23 protein-coding genes are annotated in these 24,065 nt (G+C 68.0%); 12 read left to right on the top strand and 11 right to left on the bottom strand.

Translation table 11 applies throughout. From position 1 onward, the window contains the following. Positions 1-25: 25 nt before the first annotated feature. Positions 26-1,897, top strand: coding sequence for a sigma-54-dependent Fis family transcriptional regulator (locus FBZ87_RS21530; RefSeq protein WP_211107045.1), 1,872 nt, complete (start codon positions 26-28; stop codon positions 1,895-1,897). A gap of 12 nt (positions 1,898-1,909) precedes the next feature. On the opposite strand, the gene FBZ87_RS21525 is transcribed toward FBZ87_RS21530, so the two are convergent. The 4 genes from FBZ87_RS21525 to FBZ87_RS21510 all read right to left on the bottom strand — a co-directional run bounded on the left by FBZ87_RS21525 (position 1,910) and on the right by FBZ87_RS21510 (position 6,900). After that, positions 1,910-3,160, bottom strand: a complete 1,251-nt coding sequence (locus FBZ87_RS21525) for an SGNH/GDSL hydrolase family protein (protein ID WP_145612644.1) — start codon at positions 3,158-3,160, stop codon at positions 1,910-1,912. A 127-nt stretch (positions 3,161-3,287) separates the two neighbouring features. Then, entirely contained in the window at positions 3,288-4,019 is a 732-nt protein-coding gene (locus FBZ87_RS21520) for a phosphotransferase (RefSeq protein ID WP_145612643.1), read from the bottom strand. Between the two features lie 101 nt (positions 4,020-4,120). Then, positions 4,121-6,415, bottom strand: coding sequence for a xanthine dehydrogenase family protein molybdopterin-binding subunit (locus FBZ87_RS21515; RefSeq protein ID WP_186454896.1), 2,295 nt, complete (start codon positions 6,413-6,415; stop codon positions 4,121-4,123). Continuing rightward, positions 6,415-6,900 (bottom strand): (2Fe-2S)-binding protein, encoded by a 486-nt coding sequence (locus tag FBZ87_RS21510; protein WP_145612642.1) that lies wholly within the window; start codon positions 6,898-6,900, stop codon positions 6,415-6,417. Before FBZ87_RS21510 ends, FBZ87_RS21515 begins: the two co-directional genes overlap by 1 nt. 284 nt (positions 6,901-7,184) lie before the next feature. Here FBZ87_RS21510 and FBZ87_RS21505 point away from each other — a divergent pair, with 284 nt between their 5' ends. Further along, positions 7,185-7,928, top strand: a complete 744-nt coding sequence (locus tag FBZ87_RS21505) for a hypothetical protein (RefSeq protein ID WP_145612641.1) — start codon at positions 7,185-7,187, stop codon at positions 7,926-7,928. 30 nt (positions 7,929-7,958) lie between these two features. Here the strand turns inward: FBZ87_RS21505 and FBZ87_RS21500 are convergent, their stop codons facing one another. Together FBZ87_RS21500 and FBZ87_RS21495 are read right to left on the bottom strand one after the other, a co-directional pair. After that, the gene (locus FBZ87_RS21500) at positions 7,959-9,518 is read right to left on the bottom strand and encodes a phage tail sheath family protein (RefSeq protein WP_145612640.1); all 1,560 of its coding nucleotides are present in this window, start codon (positions 9,516-9,518) and stop codon (positions 7,959-7,961) included. Positions 9,519-9,593: 75 nt separating this feature from the next. Next, positions 9,594-10,511 (bottom strand): LysR family transcriptional regulator ArgP, encoded by a 918-nt coding sequence (locus tag FBZ87_RS21495; RefSeq protein WP_145612639.1) that lies wholly within the window; start codon positions 10,509-10,511, stop codon positions 9,594-9,596. A gap of 102 nt (positions 10,512-10,613) precedes the next feature. On the opposite strand from FBZ87_RS21495, the gene FBZ87_RS21490 reads away from it, so the two are divergent. Both FBZ87_RS21490 and FBZ87_RS21485 read left to right on the top strand, forming a co-directional pair. Next, complete coding sequence (locus tag FBZ87_RS21490; RefSeq protein WP_145612638.1) at positions 10,614-11,225, top strand: LysE/ArgO family amino acid transporter; 612 nt, start codon at positions 10,614-10,616, stop codon at positions 11,223-11,225. A gap of 64 nt (positions 11,226-11,289) precedes the next feature. Beyond that, positions 11,290-11,529: a DUF982 domain-containing protein gene (locus tag FBZ87_RS21485; protein WP_145612637.1), complete on the top strand. Its 240-nt coding sequence runs from the start codon at positions 11,290-11,292 to the stop codon at positions 11,527-11,529. 49 nt (positions 11,530-11,578) lie between these two features. On the opposite strand, the gene FBZ87_RS21480 is transcribed toward FBZ87_RS21485, so the two are convergent. From FBZ87_RS21480 to FBZ87_RS21470, 3 genes are all read right to left on the bottom strand, one after another. After that, positions 11,579-12,109: a peroxiredoxin gene (locus tag FBZ87_RS21480; protein ID WP_145612636.1), complete on the bottom strand. Its 531-nt coding sequence runs from the start codon at positions 12,107-12,109 to the stop codon at positions 11,579-11,581. Between the two features lie 111 nt (positions 12,110-12,220). Continuing rightward, complete coding sequence (locus FBZ87_RS21475; RefSeq protein WP_145612635.1) at positions 12,221-13,252, bottom strand: threonine aldolase family protein; 1,032 nt, start codon at positions 13,250-13,252, stop codon at positions 12,221-12,223. Positions 13,253-13,476: 224 nt separating this feature from the next. Further along, positions 13,477-13,902 carry a hypothetical protein gene (locus FBZ87_RS21470; RefSeq protein WP_186454895.1) on the bottom strand — a complete coding sequence of 142 codons (426 nt, stop codon included), beginning with the start codon at positions 13,900-13,902 and terminating at the stop codon, positions 13,477-13,479. 95 nt (positions 13,903-13,997) lie between these two features. On the opposite strand from FBZ87_RS21470, the gene FBZ87_RS21465 reads away from it, so the two are divergent. The 8 genes from FBZ87_RS21465 (at position 13,998) to FBZ87_RS21430 (ending at position 23,336) form a co-directional block, all read left to right on the top strand. Next, positions 13,998-15,080, top strand: a complete 1,083-nt coding sequence (locus FBZ87_RS21465) for an RluA family pseudouridine synthase (protein WP_145612737.1) — start codon at positions 13,998-14,000, stop codon at positions 15,078-15,080. A 144-nt stretch (positions 15,081-15,224) separates the two neighbouring features. Further along, the gene (gene rpoH, locus FBZ87_RS21460; protein ID WP_004272279.1) at positions 15,225-16,106 is read left to right on the top strand and encodes an RNA polymerase sigma factor RpoH; all 882 of its coding nucleotides are present in this window, start codon (positions 15,225-15,227) and stop codon (positions 16,104-16,106) included. 345 nt (positions 16,107-16,451) lie between these two features. After that, positions 16,452-17,807: a pentapeptide repeat-containing protein gene (locus tag FBZ87_RS21455; protein ID WP_145612633.1), complete on the top strand. Its 1,356-nt coding sequence runs from the start codon at positions 16,452-16,454 to the stop codon at positions 17,805-17,807. A gap of 19 nt (positions 17,808-17,826) precedes the next feature. Beyond that, positions 17,827-18,180 (top strand): PilZ domain-containing protein, encoded by a 354-nt coding sequence (locus FBZ87_RS21450; RefSeq protein WP_145612632.1) that lies wholly within the window; start codon positions 17,827-17,829, stop codon positions 18,178-18,180. A gap of 477 nt (positions 18,181-18,657) precedes the next feature. Further along, on the top strand, positions 18,658-19,467 hold the full coding sequence (hutG, locus tag FBZ87_RS21445; RefSeq protein ID WP_145612631.1) for an N-formylglutamate deformylase: 810 nt from the start codon (positions 18,658-18,660) through the stop codon (positions 19,465-19,467). Positions 19,468-19,512: 45 nt separating this feature from the next. Beyond that, entirely contained in the window at positions 19,513-21,027 is a 1,515-nt protein-coding gene (gene hutH, locus FBZ87_RS21440) for a histidine ammonia-lyase (RefSeq protein WP_145612630.1), read from the top strand. Between the two features lie 35 nt (positions 21,028-21,062). Continuing rightward, positions 21,063-21,743, top strand: a complete 681-nt coding sequence (locus FBZ87_RS21435; protein ID WP_145612629.1) for a GntR family transcriptional regulator — start codon at positions 21,063-21,065, stop codon at positions 21,741-21,743. 129 nt (positions 21,744-21,872) lie between these two features. After that, positions 21,873-23,336 carry an APC family permease gene (locus FBZ87_RS21430; RefSeq protein ID WP_145612628.1) on the top strand — a complete coding sequence of 488 codons (1,464 nt, stop codon included), beginning with the start codon at positions 21,873-21,875 and terminating at the stop codon, positions 23,334-23,336. Here FBZ87_RS21430 and FBZ87_RS21425 read toward each other — a convergent pair whose 3' ends face one another. Beyond that, entirely contained in the window at positions 23,337-23,768 is a 432-nt protein-coding gene (locus tag FBZ87_RS21425) for a type II toxin-antitoxin system VapC family toxin (RefSeq protein WP_211107044.1), read from the bottom strand. After that, positions 23,750-24,001, bottom strand: coding sequence for an AbrB/MazE/SpoVT family DNA-binding domain-containing protein (locus tag FBZ87_RS21420; RefSeq protein WP_145612627.1), 252 nt, complete (start codon positions 23,999-24,001; stop codon positions 23,750-23,752). Before FBZ87_RS21420 ends, FBZ87_RS21425 begins: the two co-directional genes overlap by 19 nt. Positions 24,002-24,065: the final 64 nt, after the last annotated feature.

The following is a 24,065-nucleotide window of genomic DNA, read 5'->3' as shown; positions in this document are numbered from 1 at the left end:
TGTCGCGACTATCGGGAGGATCAGCATGGTGAACGCCCCGCAAAGTCAGGCGGCTGTCCTGGCCATGGCGCGCGAGCAGCTGGGCGAGTTGGCCGGCCTGGAGGGTGCCCCCATCCCGCCCATCATCGCGCGGTCCTGGCGCCGCTGCGCCGACCGCGGTCTGCGCGCCGACCGCCCCGCACGCCAGGATCCGCTGTCGCGCGCCGATCTGGCGGTACTGCGCGAGCGCCACCATACCCTGATGCATCTCGCGACACCCGAGTTGGACACCCTGCACCAGGCCATGCGCGACCTGGGCGGCATGGTGCTGCTGACCAATGACCGGGGCCTGATCCTGGACGCGCGGGGCGACGCCGGTTTCGTCCGCCGCGCCCGCCGCGTTTCCCTCCAACCCGGCGCCGGCTGGGGGGAGGATGACGAGGGCACCAACGCCGTGGGTACCGCCTTGGCGGAACGCGCCCTGGTGCAGGTGCGAGGGGCGGAGCATTACCTGACCGACAACGCCTTTCTCATCTGCACCGCCATGCCGGTGATGGACCCCTATGGCGCGCTGGCCGGTGTCATCGACCTGTCGGGCGACACGCGCGCGGCCCGGTCGGATAGCCAGGGCACCAGCGCCAGAAGCCTGGCCAGCCTGGCGGTGGCCCACCTGGAACATCGCTGGGCGGCGCAAGCGGCGGAGGGGCACGAGCTAGTGGTGCGCCTGCATGCCCATCCCGGCTGGCTGGGCTCGCCGCAGGAAGGCCTGCTGGCGGTGGACGATGGCGTGGTGTGCGCGGCCAACCCGGCGGCGCTGGCCCTTCTGGGCCTGAACGCCGCCGCCATCGGCCGCGTGCGGCTGGAGAGCGTGCTAGATGGCGGCCTGGCGCGGGGCGACCGTATCCTGCGCACTGCCGACAGCGGCCGCCCGCTGCATGCCCGCATCACCACGCCGGGCAAGAGCCGCCCCGCGATACGCCGCCCGGCCCATGCCAAGGACCTGTCCCCGCCGGCGACCGCCCCGGACGGCATGCTGTGGGATGCCGGCACCCGGCCGCTGCTGGAGCGCGCCATCCGGGCGCTGGACGCGGGTATCCCCGTGCTGTTGCAGGGGGAGACGGGAACGGGCAAGGAGGTGTTCGTGCGCGCGGCCCACGCCGCCTGCGGGCGGGCGCAGGCGCCCCTGGTGGCGGTCAACTGCGCCGCCATTCCGGAAGGCCTGCTGGAATCCGAGTTGTTCGGGTACGAGGATGGCGCCTTCACCGGCGCCCGGCGGGGCGGCCATCGCGGCCAGATCCGCCAGGCCGACGGCGGCATCCTGTTCCTGGATGAGATCGGCGACATGCCGCCGGCCCTGCAGGCCCGCCTGCTGCGCGTGCTGCAGGATGGGGAGGTGACGCCCGTGGGCGGCCGGCCGGTGAAGGTGGATTTCCTGCTGGTCACCGCCACCCATCGCGACCTGGCGGCCTGCGTTGCCGAGGGCACCTTCCGCGCCGACCTCTATTACCGGCTGAAGCACCTGGTGGTGACCCTGCCGCCCCTGCGCGAGCGGTCGTTGGATGGCATCATCGATGCGCTGATGGCCAGCTTCGGCGCAGCAGAGCGGGGCATCCGCTTGGCCCCCGCCGCCCGCGACCGCCTACGCCGCCATGACTGGCCGGGCAACCTACGCGAACTGGCCAACCTGCTGCGCACCTTGGTGGCCCTGTCGCCGCCAGGGACACTGATCACCCCGGCCGAGCTGCCGCCGGATCTGGCGCCCGTGGTACCGACCGGCGCACCAGCGCCCAGCCTGAAAACGCGGGAGGAGGACGCCATCCGCCAAGCCCTGGCCCGGCATCAGGGCAACATCAGCGCCGCCGCCCGGGAACTGGGTGTGCACCGCAGCACCCTGCACCGGCGAATGCGGCCGGAGTGATCCTGGGGTCTATCAGCGGGCGATGACCGCCAGCGCCGCCTCCGCCATGGCGCGGTAGCCGGCATCGGAGGGGTGCAGGTGGTCACCGCAATCGTAGTCAGCCCGGATACGGTTGGGGTGGGCGGGGTCGCGGACGGCGGCATCGAAATCGATCACATCGTCGAACGCGCCGCTGGTGCGGATCCAGGCGTTGATCCTCTGCCGTACCGCCTCCTTTTCCGGGGTGGCGTAGCCGGGGAAAGTGGCGCCCATGGCGGGCGTGAGGGTGGCGCCATGCACCTTCAGGTGCCGCGCCCGCGCCCGGTCGATCAGCTGGCGATAGCCGGCGATGATGTCCTCCGCCGTCACCACGGGGTGGGTGGCGCTGGTCCGCAGGGTCGGCAGGCCGCTCAGGCCCAGATCGTTGATGCCCTCCAGCAGGATGACATCGGTGACGCCCGGGACCGCCAGCGCGTCGCGGTCGAACCGGGCCAGGGCTGAGGGGCCGACCTCGCCGCGCAGGATGCGGTTGCCGCCGATGCCGGCGTTGGCGATGCCGATATCGCGCCGGCCCTTGGCCCGCAGCAAGGCGGCCAGCTGGTCCGGCCAGCCCCGCATCAGCCTGTCCTTGGCGCCGAAGCCGTCGGTGATGGAATCGCCGAAGGCGACGATGGTGCGGCCTTGTGCGCCGGCATGGACCAACAGGGCGGACACGATTTCCCGCGCGTCCTCGGTCCGCGCGCCGTCCAGCGCGACGGCTTCGGTCCGGTCATCGCCGGGCAGGATGTCGGTGTGATGGTTGTTGTCCGCCTGCGGCACCGTCACCGGCTGGGGCAGATGCAGGCTCACCACCAGCACCGCGCCGGCCTCGACCGGCAGGTCCAGCGGATCGCTGACCAGCGGCGCGCCCGCCGGCACGCGGACGGCGCGGGCGCCATTGAAGGTCAGGGTGCGGAAGGAGCCGGGCGCGACATGTCCCTGGGCGTCGGCCATCGCGACCGTGGCGTGGTCGACCAGCAGGTCCTGCGGCAGGGTCTCGGCCGACAGCCGGACGCGCACCTGGTCACCCCCGGCGCTGATCCGCAGAGTGTAGCGCACCGTGCCTTGCACCTCCGGCGCCGGCTTCCAGAACGGCAGGGGCAGCTTCTCGATGGGTAGGGAGGGGCTGGACGCCCAGGTGGTTATCCAGGTGCCGGCGGCATCACCGGATGCCCAAGCCGGCGCGCACAGGCCCGCGACAAGGCCAGCCGCGACCAGCGCGGAAAGCATAGTGTGCCGTCGCATGGATTTGTTCCTCCCGTATCGTTTGTTTGTTGAAGATTCTGCTGGCAAGCCAATCAATATGAAGCATAACTTTTATAGCGATAAGGCATTATTGGCAATAGAGGTTTGCAACCGATTGCAAGTGGCGTTATTGCTGCCTTAGTCGTTGCAGGTGATACCGGGCTGCATCCCGCATTTCGGCGCTGCGTCCCGCGTCAGCCAAACACCAGACGGCGACACAAACGCTTTTCAAGTCAGTGAAAAGGTCGACTAGGCGCGTATCCGCCTTGCCGACATGCCGGTGTGCATAGCGGGGCAGTGTCGCCAGCTCGAATTCCAGCGGGCCGCGGCATACGGACTCAAAGTCTATCCATACCGGCCCATGGGCGCCGACCAGCACATTCCCTTTATGGGCGTCGCCGTGCAGGACGCGGGCGGCCGTACCAAGTGCCTCAAGCTGATGCCGCAAGGCCAGAAAATTCTCAGTCAGGAACTCCTTGTCCGTCGTCGCGGGAAAGGCGGCCCGCGGCATCCCTATTAGAACAGTCCAGCACTGGTCCACACTCGCCTGATAGGGCGGCAGGGTTCCGCCAAAATCCATCAGCGCCTCATGGATGGCGCGTAGGCCCCGGGCCGCCGCGATCATGTCCGCTTGCCGCCGCAACGGCGCGTGGTCGATATAGGGCCAGAACGAGACGACGCATCCGTCAAGGACATGGGGGCCAGCCAAGGCCACCTCCAGGGGCCTCAAAACCGGTAGTCCCCGGAATGCTAGATGGCGGGTGACCGTCAATTCACGCTCGGCCGTCGCGCGGGCTTTCTCGACTGGTTCCGCAGATTGGATCCGGGCGACAATGGACAGCGGCGTCAACAGCAGCATGGTGTGATGCGCCGCCTTTAGCAGGACGGGATCCACGACCCCAAACCCCAGCGTCCATGCCAACGCACGGGCAACGCCAACCTCGTGCGCCAGTGTTTTCCTCACGCCCGCAACTGGTCCCGGATGGGCAGGCTGCGGATGCGTTTGCCGGTGGCGGCGTGGATGGCGTTCAGCAGGGCCGGGGCGATGGGGGGGACGCCGGGCTCGCCCACGCCGCCCAGCGGGGCGTCGTACTGGGTCGCCGGCATCAGGTGGACGCGGATGTCCTTGGGCGCCGTGTCGATGCGGGTGACTTGATAGGTGTCGAAGTTGTTCTGCTGCACCTGGCCGGCCTTGAAACTGATCTCGCCCAGCGTGGCCAGGCTGACGCCCTGGGTCACCGCCCCCTCCAGCTGCGCCCGCACCCGGTCGGGGTTGATGACGGGGCCGCAATCGAAGGCGATATCGACGCGGGGGATGGTCAGCTTGCCCTGGGTATCGACATCCACCTGCACGACGGCAGCGGCGTAGCTGGCGAAGCTGCGGTGGGCGGCGATGCCCCGGCCCTGGCCTTTGGGCAGGGGCTTGCCCCAGCCGGCCTCCTTGGCCGCCCGCTCCACCACGCCGTGCAGGCGGCCGGTGTCATAGGCGTAGGCCACCGGGTCCTCGTTGTAGTTCCAGCTGTCCGACAGGTCGGCCGGGTTGATCTGCCGGGCCGGCCCGATCAGTTCCAGCAGGAAATCCTTGGGGTCGCGCCCCGCGGCCTCCGCCAGTTCGGCGACGAAGCTCTGCACCGCGAAGGCGTGCGGGATGTTGGAGACGCTGCGGAACCAGCCGATGCGGGTGTGGCTCTCGGCCTCCGGGTTCTCCACCCGCAGGTTGGGCACGATCCAGGGCGTGTTGACGGCGCCCATGCCCAGTTCCGAGGCGCCCTCATGCTTCACGCCGGCGGTGAAGGTGGCGCCGATGGACGGGGCCACGGTGCGGTGCAGCCAGGCCACCGGCTTACCCTTGGCGTCCAGCCCGCCCTCCAGCCGCTCCACCGACACGGTGTGCAGGAAGCCGTGGTGCAGGTCATCGGTGCGGGTGTAGGTCAGCTTAACCGGCCGGCCATCCATGGCGCGGGACAGCAGGGCCGCCTCCGCGATGTAGTCCGGCTTGGATTTGCGGCCAAAGCCGCCGCCCACCAGGGTCTGGTGGACGGTCACATTCTCCGGCGGGATGCTCAACACCTTGGCCACCGTCTCGCGCGTCGTCTGCGGCGCCTGAGTGCTGCCCCAGATCTCGCACTTGTCGCCCGTCACCTGGGCGGCGGCGGCCGGCGGTTCCATGGGCGCCTGGGCCAGGTGGGGAATGTAGTATTCCGCCGTGACATGCTTGGCCGCCGACTTGAGCGCGCCGTCCACGTCACCCACGTTCCGCACCACCTGGCCGGGGGCGCGGGCCGCCGCCTCCAGCTCCGCCCGGTAGGCGGCGCTGTCATAGCTGGCGTTGGGCCCATCCTCCCAGGTGACCTTCAGCTTCTCCCGCCCCTTGAGCGCGGCCCAGGTGTTTTCCGCCACCACGGCAAGGCCGCCCTTGGGCAGGAAGCCGGAGGGCAGGGGCGCGCTGTTCAGCACCACCACCTTCAGCACGCCCGGCACCTGCAACGCCTCATCCACGTTGTAGTGGCCCAGCTTGCCGCCATGCACCGGCGGGCGGGCGACCACGGCGTACAGCATCCCCTCCCGCCGCACGTCGATGCCATAGGTGGCGCGGCCGGTGGTGATGTCGAAGCCGTCGACCAGGCCGACGTCGCTTCGGCCGATATAGCGGAACTTGGCCGGGTCCTTGAACACCAGGGTCTCACGCGCCGGCACGGGCAGGGTGGCGGCGGCCGCCGCCACCTCGCCGAAGCCCAGGCGCCGGCCGCTGGCGGCATGCACCAGGCTGTGGTGGTCCACCGTCACCTCCGCCACCGGCACGCCCCACTGCGTGGCGGCCGCCTTGGCCAGCATCTGGCGCGCGGCGGCGCCGATACGGCGCAGGGCCTGGAAATGGTGGCGCATGCTGCGCGAGCCGTCGGTGTTCTGGTTGCCGTAGCGCGCCTCGTCACCCAGCGCCTGGTCCACCTTCACCTTCGCCCAGTCGGCGTCCATCTCGTCGGCGATGACCATGGCCCAGCTGGTGCGCACGCCCTGGCCCATCTCCGCCCGGTGGCAGATGATGGTGAGGGTGCCGTCGGCGGCCACGGCGACGAACAGGCGCGGGTCGTCCTTCACCCCGCCGGGCATGGCTTCGCCGCCATACTTCTTGGGCGCATCCTCCGCCAGGGCGCCGGTGGCGGCCGCAAGGCCGAGCCCGCCGGCCAGGATGAAGGTGCCGGTGCCCAGGCCCATCAGGACGGCGCGGCGGCTAAGGTTGGTGATGCCGTTCATCACTTCGCACTCCCGCTGCTGGCCGTCTTGCGCTGCACTTCGCCGGCCGCGCGCTTGATGGCGGCGCGGATGCGGGGATAGGTCGCGCAGCGGCAGATGTTGCCGCTCATGGCGTCATCGATGGCTTCGTCGCTGGGGCGGGGCGTGTCCTTCAGCAAGGCCGCCGCCGACATGATCTGCCCGGCCTGGCAATAGCCGCACTGGGCCACGTTCAGTTCCCGCCATGCCACCTGCACCGGGTGCATGCCGTCGGGCGACAGGCCCTCGATGGTGGTGACGGCCACGCCGGACAGGTCGCCCAGCGTCGTCTGGCAACTGCGGATGGGCGCGCCGTCGGCGTGCACGGTGCAGGCGCCGCACAACGCCTCGCCACAGCCGAACTTGGTGCCGGTTAGGCCCTGGACATCGCGCAGATACCACAGCAGGGGCATTTCGGGATCGCCCTCGAAACGCTGCGCCTGCCCGTTCAGCGTGAACGTGATCATGTCAATCGCCCATCCATTGTCGTGCCGGGCCTTCACCGTTGCGGCGGTGAACAGCCGGCGGCCATTCTGCCACCGGCTCCGAAAGAGGGGAACTGGTCTCGAGTGCTGCGGTGGCCCGGGCCAGTGGGCCTATCGGCGAAACCGGAATACGCAACAAGATCAATGTCGTCATCAAGGTTTCCCCCGGGCGGCATACAGCTTCGGCGCGCATGAGTTGGGGCGGCGATCCGGCTAGGGTGTGGCCTCCCGCGGGCCTCCAAGCCCGTCTCCGACAGGGTTTGCCCATGCCGCTCATCTCCCAGTGCACCTTCGCCAATCCCCAAGGCGCCCAGATCCCGGCGGAGCCGGTGCCGACCGCTGCACCACCCCTGGCCCCCATGCAGGGTGACCACGTTTTCGGTGATGTCGTCGGTGTCGTTCGCAACGCCTTGTCTGACATCTTCGGCGGCGGCGCCGTCTGGCCCACCCGCATGGCCAACTACAACGGCATGCTGGCCGAGGTGTGGAACGGCCTGTCGTCCATCGACCTCGGCCATGCCAACACCGGGGCCCCGGTTGTCACCCGGACCGGCCTGCCGGAACAGGACCAGCACGCCCACATGTTCGGCGGCTACGCCAGCCGGCTGCGCTGGCACCTGGCGGAGGTGGTGTGCGCCGGTCACGCCCATGGAGGGGAGGAACGGCGTATCGGCGGCGTTACCACCCGCTGGCGGGGGGAGGTGCTGCATGCCCTGGATGACGTGCTGCGGCATCTGGTGGACGAAACGGCGCTGCTGGCCTACATCCGGGCCCCGAACGCCAGCCGCCAGGCCGCCCCCGGCATCGTCGTCCACCGCGCCATCCCGCTGGACCAGGCGATCACCCTGGCGGGTCAGACCGCCGGCCCGGGCCAGGCGCAGGTGCAGGCCATCCTCAACCGTTATCAAAGCCTGCCCGGCCTGCTGGACGGTCTGCTGCGCCGTTTCGAGGGGCCGGTGAAACGCCTGGATCCCAAGACCAACGGCTGGACGGTGCTGCCGACATCCTGATCGTGCGACAGGTCGAAAGGGCGCGACAGGTCAGGCGCCCTGCATGATCTGTTTGAACGTCAGCTCGATGAACTCCGCCGGATGGACCAGTTGCAGGGTCACGGAAACGATCATGTAGCCGTTCAGGATGTCCTGCGCGGTCATGGTCGTTCCCAGCCCGCATTGGACGCTGAAGGCGTCGCTGGCCTTGTCGCCCATCAGGCCGCCCTGGCTCCACAGCCCCGTCAGGAACTTGGAGATCATGGCCGTGACGGTGACCCAGGTTTGGCCGTCATTCGGCGCGAAAACAAACTGTTGCAGGGCGGTCTTGATGGATTGCTCGACGTAAATCAGGGTACGGCGCACCTGGATGTAGCGATAGTCGTTGCTGTTGCCGTCCAGGGTGCGGGCGCCCCATGGCACCGTGCCGCGATTGACGAAGGCGCGCAGGATATTGATGGCGTTGCCGTTGAGCGGGACGTTGTAGTCCCCCTGCTGCGCGTCGTTCAGGATCACCGTGGGCGCCGTCACGCCGGCCAGGGCCATATTGGCGGGGGCGAGCCACACGCCATGATTGGTGTCGCTTGCCGTCCAGATGCCGGCCATGATGCCGCTGGGCGGCGCCACGTTCAGCTTTTGCGCCACGATGCCTTCGATCGTGCCCAGCAGGGGCAGGGCACTCAGCAGGGCCTGGTTGGTGGCGCTGATCTGGCTGGCGCTGGGTGCCGTGGCCGGGGGCGTTTCGGGGAAGGCCGCCGCCAGCTGTGCCTGGACCTCGGCCAGTTTGGCGCCGGTGTAGAGGGTCGACGCCTCTTGGTTCAGCAGACCCAGCACCACGGCGGCGCTGCCCTGCAGGCAGGTGTAGTCGACGTCACCCGCCGTGACCAGGCTGGTCCGCAGCGCCGGGGCGTAGGCGGCGCCATAGCTGAAGGCATCCGAGGCGGGGGCGATGGCGGAGTAGAAGGCGTCGCGCTGGGCGGCCAGGCCGTCGGCGGTCCAGCTTGCCGGATCGACGGCGCCCGGTAGATCCAGCATGGCCATGCGGTCCTGCAGGGTGGCCGCCTGCGTCAGCATGGCCGTCACCACCGCTCCATAGTCGGCGCCGGCCAGCAGGCAGGCATCCGGCACCACGGTCATGGTCGGCCCCACCTGTGTGTCGGTGGCCTGCAAGCCAGCCAGCAGGGCGTCCTTGGAGACCCCGCCTTGGCTGTAATCCGCGACCGACACGACGTAGCAATTGGCGCCGCCATTGGCATAGAAGGCCTGGATGGCCAGGTAGAGGTTGAAACGGGGGCCGCTGGGGCTGACCGCGTAGTAAGCGGTTCCCTGACCATTTGGAGGGGGCGCCTGGAAATCGGCCGTGCCCGCGGGTGACGGCGCCACGTCAAAGGGCTGGAGATAGGCGCCACCGAAATAGGTGGTGTAGTCCCCGAGGGATCCGACCGCGACCGCCTGGCCATGCAGGGCCTTCTGGGTTGCGGGGTCGTGGGCGGACTCCGTGTAGCCGATGAAGATGGGGATGGCCGTTTGCACCCCGACGATGCTGGGTGGAAAGGCCGAACGTTCCGTTACGTAGACGCCGGGTGTGGGGTGGTTGATCGGCTTGGGCACGGACGATATCCCCTTCATGAGCACGCTGCCGGCAGTATGCCTGCCGGCCAACACACGCCCAAGGCGAATATCGCCTCACCCCGGTTGCACCAGTTCGCGCTTGGCCGTGGTCGCCACCCGCCGGCTGAGGTCGGAAAGCTGGTCGGCGGCCAGGCGGCTCACCTGCCAGAACAGGGGCACGTCCAGGATGGCGCCGGGGACCAGTTCCACCAGCCGGCCTGCGTCCAGATGTCCACGTACCAGCTGGGCGGGGTTCATGCCCCAGCCTATCCCAGCCAGCGCGCCGTCGACGAAACCCTGGGTCGACGGCAGCCAGTGGGTGGGCAAGTGGGTAGGATGCCCGACATTCCGGCCCAGCGTCCGCCGAATCCAGTCATGCTGCAGCCGGTCCTTCTGGTTGAAGGTCAGCGCCGGAGCCTGGGCCAGCGCCTCTGGTGTCACCCCGTCCGGGAAATGGCGCGCCATGAAGTCCGGGCTGGCCGTGGCGTGATAGCGCAACGCGCCCAGGGCGGTGACGCGGCAGCCTTGGATGGGCTTTTCCAGCGAGGTCACCGCCGCCAGCACCCGGCCGCGCCGCAGCCAGTCGGCGGTGTGATCCTGGTCGTCGATGACGATATTCAGCAGATGGTCGCAGCCTTGGGTGAAGGCGGCGGCTGCCGCCAGGAACCAGGTGCCCAGGCTGTCGGCGTTGGCGGCGATGGCCAGGGTTACACGCGGCACCGGCGCCGCCGGGTCGACCAGGCCCGGCAGGTGGGCCGTCAGCTCCCGCTCCAGCAAGCCGACGTGGTCCATGTGGCGGCATAGCCATTCGCCCTTTTCGGTGGCGGTGCAGGGACTACCCCGCTCGACCAGCACGGCGCCCAGCCGCTCCTCCAACTGCTTCACGCGCTGGGACACGGCGGAGGGGGTGACGTTCAGCGCGGCGGCGGCCTTTTCAAAGCTGCCGGTCTGCACCACCAACGCCACGGCGCGCGCCGCCGGGTAATCGATCATGGCTAAGTTTCGCTAAATTCGGATTAGATAATTTAATTAGCCTAATCCCGGCGCGGCACTTACCACAAGGGCCAGCCACCTCTGGGATTTCGCCCTACCACCATGAATGTCTCGGTTTACATCGCGGGCCTGAGCATGGGGCTCAGCCTCATCGTCGCCATCGGCGCGCAGAACGCCTTCCTGTTGCGGCAGGGCCTGCGCGGCCAGCACGTCTTCGCCGTGTGCCTAGCCTGCGCCCTGTCCGATGCCATCCTCATCGGCGTTGGCGTGACCGGCTTCGGCACCGCCGCCGCCTGGCTGCCCTGGCTGGATCCGGTCATGCGCTATGCCGGCGCCACCTTCCTGGCCTGGTACGGGGCCAAAAGCCTGTGGTCGGCCTGGCGCTCCACCGGCGCGCTGACGGCAGGCCCCGGGACGGAGGGACGGGGCCTGGGCAAGACCGTGCTGGCCTGCCTGGCCATCACCTGGCTGAATCCGCATGTCTACCTGGACACGGTGGTCCTGCTGGGCACCGTGTCCACGCAGTTCGACGGCTTCCAGGCGTCCTTCGCCGCCGGGGCCATCACCGGTTCCTTCCTGTTCTTCTTTTCGCTGGGCTTCGGCGCCACCCAGCTGCGCCCCATCTTTGCCCGCCCCGCCGCCTGGCGGGTGCTGGAGGGCGTCATCGCGCTGGTGATGTGGGGCATCGCGTTCAGGCTGGTCACGGGCGGGTAACGCCAGGCGGGAACCCTACCGCCGCTGCCTCGTTGTATGTTCCACCAGATGGAGGAGGCCACCCTTGCGTACCCTGACACCGATCGATGTGTGGGAAGCCCCTTCCGTCCGCCGGACCATTACAACGGTGGACGAGGCTTCCAACTGGCTGATCTACCGTTGGCCCGAAGCCCATCTCAACGATCCCGCCCGCCAAGCCGCCACCGCCGCGTGCCTGGCCGCCCTGGACGGGTCGGGCGAGGCGGAGGCCGCCCGCGCGGCCTTCGTCACCGCAGCTGAGACCGCCCACATCCTAGCGGAATGATCTCAAACTGGTTCCAACGGCCCGGGCGGCCGCTGGAACCGGCCCGCCCCTACTTGGCGTGCAGCGCCTTGACCGCGTCCAGCATCAGCTGGACATGCTGGTCGGGATTGTAGTCCGTGTAGCTGGCGACGACCTTGCCGTCCTGGCCGATGACGTAGGACGTGCGGTTGGAGACGGCGGAATTGCCCTGGCTCTTGGCGTCATACTCGGCGGCGATCTTGGCGTCCGGGTCGGCTGCCACCATGAATTTGTCCCGGCACTCCACCGAGGAGAACTCGGCCACGCGGTCGATGTTGCCGGCCGTGATGCCCACCACGGTGGCGCCGTATTGCTTGAACGTCTCCGTCGCCTCGGCGAATTCATGCGCCTCCACGGTGCAGCCCTTGGTGAAGGCGGCGGGGAAGAAGTAAAGCACCACCGGCCCCTTCTTCAGCGCGTCGGTCAGCGAGAAGGTCGACGTCTTGCCGCCCAGGGCGCCCTGGGCGGTGAAGGCCGGGGCCGGCGCGCCGTTGGGAAGGGCCGCCCAGGCCGGCGCCGAGGTGGCGGCCAAGAGGGCGGCGGCGAGAACGATCTTGCGCATGTCATCTCCACAGAGTTTGTCGGGTGCATCGGCCCCGGTTTGTGGCCTGGACCCTACGTCATTGTGGGCCTGGGTGAGGGGCGGTCTTTTGCCTCAGGCGGGCTTTGTCGCTCATGCGATCCCCGCCAGCCCCCGCGCGGCGGCGACGAAGGCGTCCACGTGCGCCGGGTCGGTATTCCAGGCAGTCACGAGGCGAATACAGGCGCCATCCCAGCGATAGAAGTGGAAGCCGGCGGCCTCCAGCCCCGCGATCATCGGCTCCGGCATCACGGCGAAGACCTCGTTGGCCTGCACCGGGCTGCGCAGGCCGACGCCGGGCAGGGCGTCCAGGCCCTGGGCCAGGCGCGTCGCCATGGCGTTGGCGTGGGTGGCCAGGCGCAGCCACAGGCCGTCCGTCAGATAGGCGTCCAACTGCGCCGACAGGAAGCGCATCTTGGAGAACAGATGGCCGGCCCGCTTGCGGCGATAGGCGAAGCTGTCGGCCAGGGCCTTGTCGAAGAAGATCACGGCCTCCGCCGCCAGGGCGCCGTTCTTGGTCGCGCCGAAGGACAGGACGTCCACGCCCGCGCGCCAGGTGATATCGGCCGGGGCGCAGGCCAGGCTGGCCACTGCATTGGCGAAGCGGGCCCCGTCCATGTGGACGCGCAGCTTGTGCGCGCGCGCCACCTCCGTCAGGGCCATCACCTCGTTGGGGGTGTAGACGGTGCCGGACTCCGTCGCCTGGGTCAGGGTCAACGCGGCCGGTTGCACATGATGGACGACGCCAGCGCCGCCCTTGTCCAAGGCGGCCTTCAGTGCCGTGGCGTCCAGCTTGCCATGGGGGCCCGACAAGGGGACCAGCTTGGCGCCGCCGGACATCAGCTCCGGCGCGCCGCACTCATCCACCTGAACGTGGGCCTCATCATGGCAATAGACGGCGCCGTAGGGCGGAGTCAGCACCGACAGGGCCAGCGCGTTGGCGGCGGTGCCGGTGGCGACGGGGAAAACGGTCACGTCGCACTCGAACAACTCGGCCAGGTCCCGGGTCACCCGCGCCGTCAGCGGGTCGCCGCCGTAGGAGGGCTGCGCGCCCTCATTGGCCGCGGCCAGGGCCGCCAGGATCTCCGGGGCCGCGCCCACCACATTGTCGCTCATGAAGTTCATGGGGGACCGTCTCGCCTATTGCTGGATGTCGGGTGATGATCGGGGCCGGCGTTCACGAAGAGGAAGCGAAAAAATGTGGAGAAGCCCAATGCTGCCGTAGATCGCTGAAATATTGGGCAGTCGCCCCCAGCCCCCATTCCAGCGCCGGCTTCCTGACAGGGGCCATTAAATCTCTGTCATGTAGGGTGATTACGCTGGTGGGCGGCCTGTCGGTGTGACCGTAATCACGGCGTCCGGGGAACCTGCGGGCGCATCGTCTGGTTGGGTTCAGGCGCCCCACCTGTGGAAGTCCCAACTGGGGAAGATGGGGTGGCCGATGAAGTGGTTCCAGTAACGACCGCGATCTGGACCTTTCCGGTACTGGGCTCCAGCAGGACGATCTGCTGGGCACCACCGGGAAGGGTGACCTGGACGGCCAGGCGGCTGCCCACGCTGGTCATGGCTTCGATGCGGCTGCCTTCCGGCAGTTTCAGCAGCGGGGTCAGGGCCTCGGGCGGCAGGGCCGAAGTGGTGGTTGTGCCCGCAGTGGTTGCGCCCAGGGTCGCCGTATCAGCATGGCGGCCGAAGGCGCGGGGGTGGTTTGGGTCGGTGGCACGCCGCCAGATTTCCACCCCGATGAAGGTGAAACCGGCGACGATCAGTACGCCCATGATGACGAGGAAGGTCTTTATTGTCCGCACTTGCTTCAACCATCTGTGCCGCTCCGGGCCAGCCTGCCGACCCCGCCGTCGCGCGTTTCAGCGCCATGACGGGTGAGGGCGGGGCTGACCGCCTGGACCTTGGCGCCCCGGTGGTGGATAGCGCGGAGGATGAGGATCTGGAGGGCGAGGAGGCGGGTTCCGCCTTGATCGCCGTCACCATCCCCGACACCGCGGCCCGCGACCGGTTGGACAAGGCCCTGGCCCAGCTGGTGCCGGAGGCCGCCGGCCTCACCCGCTCGCGCTTGCAAGCGCTGATTGGGGAAGGGCGCGTGGCCTCGGGTCAGCCGGGTGGCCAGACCATAGACGACGCCTCATACCGGGTCAAACCCGGCCAGGTGTTCCAGATTGCCGTGCCCGCGCCGGAGCCGGCCGTGCCGGTGGCGCAGGACATCCCGCTGACCATCGTTTTCGAGGATGATGACCTGCTGGTGATCGACAAGCCCGCCGGGATGGTGGTGCATCCCGCCGCCGGCAACCCGGACGGCACGCTGGTGAACGCCCTGCTGTTTCACTGCGGGGAACGGCTGTCCGGCATCGGTGGCGTCCGCCGGCCGGGCATCGTCCACCGGCTGGACAAGGATACCAGCGGCTTGATGGTGGTGGCCAAGACCGACCGGGCCCATGCCGGCCTGTCCGCTCAGTTCGCCGACCGCACCCTGTCGCGCACCTACCACGCCGTCGTCTGGGGTTCACCGGCGGCGGGCGAGGGGGAAATCGAAGGCAACATCGGCCGCCATCCGACGGATCGCAAGCGCATGGCCGTGGTAAGCAAGGGCGGCAAGCCGGCGCTGACCCGCTGGCGCACGCTGGCCCGCTACGGCCTGCTGGCCGCCCATGTGGAATGCAAGCTGGCCACGGGCCGTACGCACCAGATCCGGGTGCACATGGCCCAGATCGGCCATCCGTTGGTGGGCGATCCGCTGTATGGCAAGGCTCGCCCCACCGGTGCCCTGGGCGCCCGGCTGAAGGAGGCGACGCCGGACGCGCAGGCCCAACTTCTCGGTTTTCGTCGCCAAGCGTTGCATGCGAAGGACATCGCCTTCCGTCATCCGGTCAGCGGTGACATGGTGGCCTTCACCAGCGACCTGCCCGCCGATCTTGCAGGGCTGATCTTTAGTTTAGAATGATTTTAAAGTGTGGTCGGATACGAGTCAGAGGCGTATACTGATCAATGTGTCACCCCAACCCCGTCCGGGGGGCTCCATTTGAGCATCCGGTACGGGGGGACCGCCCGATCCCCGGGGGTCCTTAACCGTGAAAGGTTGTTGACCATGGCCACCTTGCCCGCCATCCCCGCCGTCAGTTCGGAATCGAGCCTGTCGCGGTATCTTCAGGAAATCCGCCGCTTCCCCATGCTGGAACCGGAGAAGGAGTTCATGCTGGCCAAGCGCTGGCAGGAACATGAGGACGGCATTGCCGCCCACCAGCTGGTGACCAGCCATTTGCGCCTGGTGGCCAAGATCGCCATGGGCTACCGCGGCTACGGCCTGCCGCTGTCCGAGCTGATCTCCGAAGGCAACGTCGGCATGATGCAGGCGGTGAAGCGCTTCGATCCCGACCGGGGCTTCCGCCTTGCCACGTATGCCATGTGGTGGATCCGCGCCGCCATCCAGGAATACATCCTGCACAGCTGGAGCCTGGTGAAGATGGGCACGACGGCAGCGCAGAAGAAGCTGTTTTTCAACCTGCGCAAGCTGAAGGGCCAGATGCAGGCTATCGAGGACGGCGACCTGTCGCCGGAGACGGTGACCGCCATCGCCACCAAGCTGGACGTGCCGGAACAGGACGTCGTGTCCATGAACCGCCGTCTGGGCAGCCCCGACCATAGCCTGAACGCGCCCCTGCGCGTGGATGGCGAGGGCGAGTGGCAGGATTGGCTGGTGGATGAGACGGAAAGCCAAGAAATCCGCCTGGCCGACCGTGAAGAGCTGGGCAAGCGCAAGGCCCTGCTGGCCGGCGCCATGAAGGGCCTGAACGACCGTGAGCGCCGTATCCTGGCGGAGCGTCGCCTGCGCGACGACCCGACGACGCTGGAAGACCTGTCCCAGGAGTTCGGCATCAGCCGCGAACGTGTGCGCCAGATCGAGGTGCGGGCGTTCGAAAAGCTTCAGAAGGCCGTGAAGAACGCGGCGCTGGAGACCCATTTGGCCTAATTCTGAACCCTGATTCTGGATGTGTGGGCGCCTGACCGGACGACAACGCCACGGCGGGCGCCTCACGGACAAGAAGACGGTTCAAGGGCAAGTGGCAGTTGGACGGAACGGCGGGACCCTCGGGTTCCGCCGTTGCCTTTTGCGACACAAGTCAGGACAGTTCTCTTTAAAAGAGATGAGCTCTCGTCACAATCCATCAGAAAGCAACGCTCCAAATGTTCTTTTGATTTTCCGCTGATTTTTTAGGCCCCTGCCGGGGAAACTTTATCTTGATGACCTTTTATTAACGAAGGGCCGCTATCACATAGGCTCCCGCGGTGATGAACCTTAAAGCCTGAGACCCATATGAGCCCCAGGGCCGACGTTGACAGCCTCGATATCGGTTACCGGCGCCTCTCGGCCGCGGAGATCGAGCAAGCCCTGACCCTGCATCTGCGCTACCTCCAGGGTCAACGGGGCGGGGCGCGGGCCAGCCTCAAGTTCTGCGACCTGTCCAACGCCGTGCTGCGCGGGCGGATGTTGGCCGGCGCCGACCTGACCGGCGCGCGGCTCAGCGATGCCGACCTGTCGGAGGCCGATTTGCGCTCCGCCTGCCTGTTCGGCGCGGACCTGCGCCGCGCCACGCTGGAGCGCGCCAACCTGGCACGGGCCGATTTGCGCGGCGCCGCCTTCCGTGGCGCCCGCATGCAGCGGGTGGTGATGGCGGAGGCGGATCTGCGCGACGGCCATCTCATGCGCAGCAAGAACGGTGAACTGACGCCCAACGTCCAGGGCAATCCCTCGGCCGAGCTGGCGGAGGCGTCCATGACCAAGGCCGATCTCAGCCACGCCAAGCTGTCCAACGCCTTCGTCGTGCAGACCGATTTGCGCGACACCGACCTGCGCGGCGCCATCTTCGTGAAGGCGGATCTCAGCGGCTCCGATCTCACCGGCTGCAACCTGGAGGGGGCGGACCTGTCGGAGGCCAACCTCAGCGGCACCAAGCTGGATGGCGCCGTGCTGACCCGCGCCCTGTTGCGCAGCGCCAACCTGTCCAAGGCCAGTCTGCTGGGCGCCCTGCTGGACGATGTTGATCTCTCCATGGCCAATCTGACGGGCGCCGACCTGGTGCGCCGCCTGGACGATATCGAGGGCACCATCGGCGAGACATTGCGTCAGCACCGCCTGTGGATATTGAGCAACGGCGGCAAGGGCAGGCGCGCGGACCTGTCGGCCACCGATCTTAGCGGCCAAGATCTGTCCAATCTGAACCTGTCGGCCGCCATCCTCAGGCAGACGACGCTGAAGGGCGCCAATCTCAGCGGCACGGTGCTGGCCATGGCCGATCTGTCCATGGCCGACCTGCGCGGCGCGGAACTTGCCGGCGCCGATCTGCGCGGCGCCTGCCTGGAGCGGGCGACGCTGAACGAGGCCAATCTGGCCAATGCCGTGGCCTGCCCCATGGATTTGCGCAACGGCCACGAATGGCCCACCAATTTCAGCAAGGCGCGCATGGTGCGGGTGAACCTGGCGGGCGCCGACCTGACCATGGCCCGCCTGGAAGATGGTGACCTGACCCAGGGAAACCTGCGCAACGCCGTCCTGGCCGGCGCCTGCCTGACCGACGCGACCCTGACCATGGCGGACCTGCGCGGGGCCGACATTCGCAACGCCGACTTCCGCGGCGCCAAAAACTTTTCCGCTGAAGCCTTGGCCGTCTGATCCGGGTAGAATGGCGCCCATGACGGACGAGCCTCCCCCCTCCGCAGTCGATCGCCGGCGAGCCGCGCGCCTGTCCGGCGACGCGTACCCGCTGCGGGTGGGCCGCCACCAGGCCCGCCTGGTCGATTGGTCGGCCAAGGGGATCGGCCTGCAGTTGCACGGCGGGGTGGAGGATATCGCCCCGGGCCAGACCCTGACCGTCAGCATCCATAGCGAGGTGACCAACGGCGTCGCCCTGTTCCCCATCATTGTGCGGCGGGTGGATGGGGGGCGGCGAATCATCGGCGCGGACTTCCTGGCCGACGCCGAGGACGCGTCCGACTTCCTGGCCTCTTTGCTGGCGGCGTCGGCCGCCCCCGATCAGACGGCCTGACCACTTTCCGGCCCGGTTCGTGCTGGCGTCGCCCTCCGGTCGGCAGACCAATTCCTTGTGTCGAGGACGCGGTGCGCCGCTGGTGGTCCTGAAATTTCAGATGGCCGACGCCATTCAGGCGTCGCGCAGAGCCATCATCAGCCGAACATCCCAGGGGAATCATACAGCCAGTTCCAGCGTTTTGGCAGAGCGAAGCAGGGCCGCGAAGCGCTGTCCAGGTGAACTTACTGACAGGTCAGATGGCGTGGCAGGCCTTTACGCGCCATCACTTGGCCGCTAGGATGGCGCCCATGGTACCGCCATTGCCATCGGGATCGGTCGTTTCGGGCCAAAGCGCCCCTCAGCGATGTACTTTGGCCGGCCAAGCAGGAAAGAGGAATGTCAAATGAGGCCCGCCGTTCCACACGTCGCCGCCGGCCATGATCTGACTGTCGAGGGCACCCCGCACCATGGTCTGGACTTGCCCGTGATCATCCAATGATGGCGCCAATCTTCACCTTTCGGCAGGGGACGGCACCGCTGCTGATCTCTTTCCCCCATGTCGGTATCCAGGTGCCGGCGGACATTTCGTCCCGCCTGGCGCCTGAGGCCCACGGCCTGCTCGACACCGACTGGCATGTTGATTTGCTGTATGACTTCGCGGACGCGATCGGCGCCTCCACCCTGGTGGCGGGCTACAGCCGTTATGTCGTGGATCTGAACCGCCCGGCGGATGACGCTAACCTCTATCCCGGCCAAGCCGGCACCGGCCTGATCCCGGAGGTGATGTTCGATGGCACGCCCTTGTATCTGCCGGCGCAGGGGCCGGACGATGCCGAAAAGGCCGCCCGCGTCGCCACCTACTGGCAGCCCTATCATGCCCAACTGTCGACGGAGTTGGCCCGGCTGAAGGCGCGGCACGGCTACGCCCTGCTGTGGGACGCGCATTCCATCGCGGCGGAGGTGCCGCGCCTGTTCGATGGCCGGCTGCCCGACCTGAACCTGGGCAGCAACGCCGGCGCCTCCTGCGCTCCGGCCTTCGCCGACGCGGTGTTCCAGGTAACCCAGACCAGCGGCTATAGCGCGGTGCTGAACGGCAGGTTCAAGGGCGGGCACGTCACCCGCCACTACGGCCGGCCGGCGGAGCATGTCCACGCCCTGCAGTTGGAACTGTCGCAGGATACCCACCTGGCCCCCGGCCTGGTGCCGGCGCTGGATGAGGGGCGCTGTTCCCGCCTGCGTCCGGTGCTGCGCCAGATGATCGCAACCTTCCTGTCCTCAGCGGCGGCGTATTACGCCGCCGCCTGAAGATTGGCCTATAGTCTATTGATTTATCTCGGGAGTCCCCGTGCCATGCACACCTTCACCCTGGTCCCCGGCCGCCTGACCCTGGCCGACCTGCGCGCCACCCTGGCGGGCCCTGTCCACCTGGTGGTCGATGACGCCACCCTGGCGACTGCGGAAAAGTCCGCCGCCACGGTCGATGCCGTCATGGCCGCCGGTCGCACCGCCTATGGCATCAACACCGGCTTCGGCTTGCTGGCCAAGACCCGCATCGGCAATGACCAGCTGTCTCAGCTTCAGCGCAACCTGGTGCTGAGCCACGCGGTGGGCACCGGCCCGCTGCTGGACGACGCCATCGTGCGCCTGATCCTGGTGCTCAAGATTTCCAGCCTCGCGCGCGGCTATTCCGGCGTGCGCGGCAGCGTCATCCGGGCGCTGGTGGCGCTGGCCAATCATGGCGTCTATCCCTGCATCCCGTCCAAGGGCTCCGTCGGCGCCTCGGGCGACCTGGCCCCGCTGGCCCACCTGGTGGCGCCGCTGCTGGGTGTGGGCGAGGTGCGGGTGGATGGCCAGATCCTGCCCGCCACCGAAGGCATCCGCAAAGCGGGGCTGGAGCCCACGGATCTGGGGCCCAAGGAGGGCTTGGCCCTGCTGAACGGCACCCAGGTATCGACCGCGCTGGCGCTGAACGGCCTGTTCGCGGCCGAGCGGGTGTTCCAGGCCGCCCTGACCGCCGGCGCCCTGTCGGTGGACGCCGCCCGCGGCTCCGACACCCCCTTCGACGCCCGCATCCATGAGCTGCGCGGCCAGAAGGGCCAGATCGACACCGCCGCCGCCTATCGCCGCCTGCTGGACGGCAGCGCCGTGCGCGCCAGCCACCTGGATTGCGAGCGGGTGCAGGACCCCTACTGCCTGCGCTGCCAGCCGCAGGTCATGGGCGCCTGCCTGGACCAGCTGCGCATGGCGGCCGGCACCCTGCTGATCGAGGCCAACGCCGTCACCGACAACCCCCTGGTCTTCCCCGACACCGGCGACATCCTGTCCGGCGGCAACTTCCATGCCGAGCCGGTGGCCTTCGCCGCCGACCAGATCGCCCTGGCGCTCGCCGAGATCGGCAACCTGTCGGAGCGCCGCATCGCCATGCTGGTGGATCCGCACCACAACGGCGGCCTGCCGGCCTTCCTGGTGAAGGACGGTGGCATCAATTCCGGTTTCATGATCGCCCATGTCACCGCGGCGGCGCTCGCCAGCGAGAACAAGGGCCTGGCCCACCCGGCGTCGGTGGACAGCATTCCCACCTCCGCCAACCAGGAGGATCACGTCTCCATGGCGACCTGGGCGGCCCGCCGTCTGATCGACATGGCCGACAACGCCGCCGGCATCGTCGGCATCGAGGCACTGGCCGCCATCCAGGGCCTGGAATTCCACCTGCCGCTGCGGACCTCGGAAGTGTTGGAGGCGGCCAGGGCCAAGCTGCGCGCCGTGGTGCCGGCCTATGACCAGGACCGCTACTTCGCCCCCGACATCGCCGCCGCCAAGGCCCTGGTGGTGAACGGTGACCTGGGCGCGGGGCTGGAGTTCTAGTAAGAGGGCGGCATTGAGCGGGAGGGAAGCGGGCCTTGAGCACCACTGAGGAACGCCTGAGCGAACGGGCCTACCAGGCCCTGCGCGCCGACATCATGCTCTGCCGCCTGACGCCCGGGCAGCGGGTCAGCGAGGCCCTGCTGGCGGAGCGGCTGGGGTTTGGCAAGGCACCGGTGCGGACCGCCCTGGCGCGCCTGTGCCAGGAAGGGCTGATGGCGGCGCGGGCGCGCAGCGGTTTCACCGTGGCGCCCATCACGCCGGAAGACATCATGCACTGCTTCCAGCTCCGCCTGGCCCTTGAGCCCATGGCTGGGCGGCTGGCCGCCGGGCGGCTGACCACCGCGCAGGTCCGCCGCCTGGTGCGGGCCACCACCATCACGGTGGAGCCCGACGACCCTGACCAGCATCGCAAGATCCTGGAGGCCGACCAGGATTTCCACGAGACCATCGCTGAGGCCTCGGGCAATCCGCGCCTGCAGCAGATCCTGCAGAACCTGTACGAGCGTGGGCAGCGCCCCCTGTTCATGGGCATTCCCCAGTCCGAAGGGGCGGCGGCCTACCGGGCCGGCAGCCAGCCGGTGCTGGCCGCCCTGATCGCCGGCGATGGCGAGAAGGCGGCCCAGCTGTTGTATGAGCATGTCTATACCGGCCAGAATTTCGTCATCGAGGCGGTGCTGCGCCGATATCCGTCACCGGAGGATGAAGGCGTGGATTAAAAATTTGATCGCGTTCACGGGCCCAGGCTGGGACGGGCGCGCCGGAACGTGCTAGGACGGGAATAACGGATAGGACAGGGCCCCGGACGTGCGGCCCACCTGATGGCGCGAACGGGGAAAGGGACGGGTATGGGGTTATGGACGGTCAAGCCGGTCGATGCGCTCATCGCGGCCGGTGAGGGGAAGCACGGGGCCGCGAAGCTGACGCGTGGCCTGGGTACGTTGGACCTGATCCTGGCGGGCGTGGGCTGCACGGTGGGGGCCGGCATCTTCGTCATGACCGGATCGCAGGCCGCCACCCATGCGGGGCCGGCGGTCGCCATCTCCTTCGCCTTCGCCGCACTGGCCTGCCTGTTCGCCGGGCTGTGCTTCGCTGAGCTGGCCACCGTCATTCCCGTGGCGGGCAGCGCCTACAGCTACACCTACGCCACGCTGGGTGAAATCGTGGCCTGGCTGGTGGGCTGGAACCTGGTGCTGGAATACATGATCAGCGGGTCGGCCGTGGCCGTGGGCTTCTCCGGCTACCTCAACGCCTTCCTCGGGCAATGGGGGGTGCACCTGCCCACCAACCTGGCATCGGCCCCCTTGTCCTACTCGGATGAGAAGGGCTTCGAATGGACCGGGGCCTTCATCAACGGGCCGGCCGTGTTCATCATCGCCCTGTGCGGCGTCATCCTCAGCCTGGGCATCAAGGAAACCGCGCGCTTCAACAACATCTCCGTCGCCATCAAGGTGGGCGCCATGGTGCTGTTCGCGGTGGTGGGCATCTTCTACGTCGATACCGCCAACTGGCATCCCTTCATTCCCGAGAGCACGGGCGATGGGGCCTTCGGCTGGTCTGGTGTGTTCCGCGCCGCCGGCACCCTGTTCTTCGCCTATATCGGTTTCGATGCGGTCTCCACCGCGGCGCAGGAGGCGCGGTCGCCCCAGCGCACGGTGCCGCGCGGCATCCTGGGCGGCCTGGCCGTGTGCGTGACGCTGTACGTGGTGGTGGGCCTGGTCATGACCGGCCTGGCGCCCTACACCATGCTGGATGCGCCCGAGGCCATCTTCATCGCCATCAAGAACGCCGGCCCGTCCCTGGCCTGGCTGGGCATGATCATCAACCTGGCCGCCATCCTGGGCCTGGGCTCCGCCATCCTCATCTGCAACTACGGCCAGATCCGCATCTTCTATGCCATGGCCCGCGACGGCCTGATGCCGCCGTCCTTCGCCTCGGTCAATCCGGAGCACCATGTGCCGTGGCAGGCGACGCTGTGGGTGACGCTGGTGGCCGCCATCATCGGCGGCATCGCGCCGCTGGATGTGCTGGGCGACCTGGTATCCTTGGGCACGCTCATGGCCTTCGCCCTGGTCTGCGTCGCCACCCTGGTGCTGCGCGTGCGCGACCCGCACCGCCCGCGCCCCTTCCGTGTGCCCTATCTGCCGGTGGTGGCCGTCATCGGCGCCGTGATCTGCGTGGCGCTGATGATCTCGCTGGGCCTCAGCAACTGGATCCGCTTCGGCGCGTGGAGCCTGCTGGGCCTGGCCATCTACTTCCTCTACGGCATGCGTAACTCCGCCCGCCAGCGTGAGGCGCAACTGGCGGAGTGATCACCCGGCGGACAGCACAAGGGTGGGTTCGGCAGCGTTCCCGCCCATACGCCGCCAGCGATTGACGGCGCCACGATCAAACGAAACAAACACTTCACCACCCTTGTCCCGGCCATCGGTCGCGATGGCCCCATCGGCGAAGTCGCCACCGGCGCGCAGGAAAGCGGCACCCGCCATCAGCGCCTGCCTGTCGATGACGATTGTTTCGACAAGAAGCAGGCGTTCCAACTGATCCGCGATATCTGCGGCGGGAAGTCGATACCCGCGTCGCAGTACCCATGCCGCCTCGCACAGCGCGGGCAGGGGAATGACGATCCGTGTCCCTTTGATCATCAGGGCGCGTGCCTGGGCCGCCTGCTCTGGATCGTCTTCAATGAAGAAACGGACCAGGATATTGGTATCGATCGTGATCTTTATCGTTCGCCGGCCCAACCGGCCGCGATCGCTTCATTCACCTCGTCAATGGTAAGGACAGGTTGGCCGGGCCGTTTCAGCGCACCGAACAGCTCCGTTATGGCTAGGCCCGGTTTGGCATGGACCTGGACCCGGCCATCCGGCAATAGATCGACCACGACCTTGTCGCCTGGCCCTATGCCTAAGTGAGCCAGGACTTCCTGACGCAGGATGACCTGGCCCTTGGCCGTTACCGTCAGTTCGATGGACATGGGAGAATTCCCTCCCGCGGGAATTTCCACATTATAAGGCTCCTAGCCCTTACCTGCAACCCAC

It is taken from the genome of Nitrospirillum amazonense, assembly GCF_007828035.1.
In the GTDB taxonomy this organism is placed as follows: domain Bacteria; phylum Pseudomonadota; class Alphaproteobacteria; order Azospirillales; family Azospirillaceae; genus Nitrospirillum; species Nitrospirillum amazonense.
Note: the sequence above shows the minus strand (reverse complement) of the source record. Positions and strands in the feature narration are given on the sequence as shown.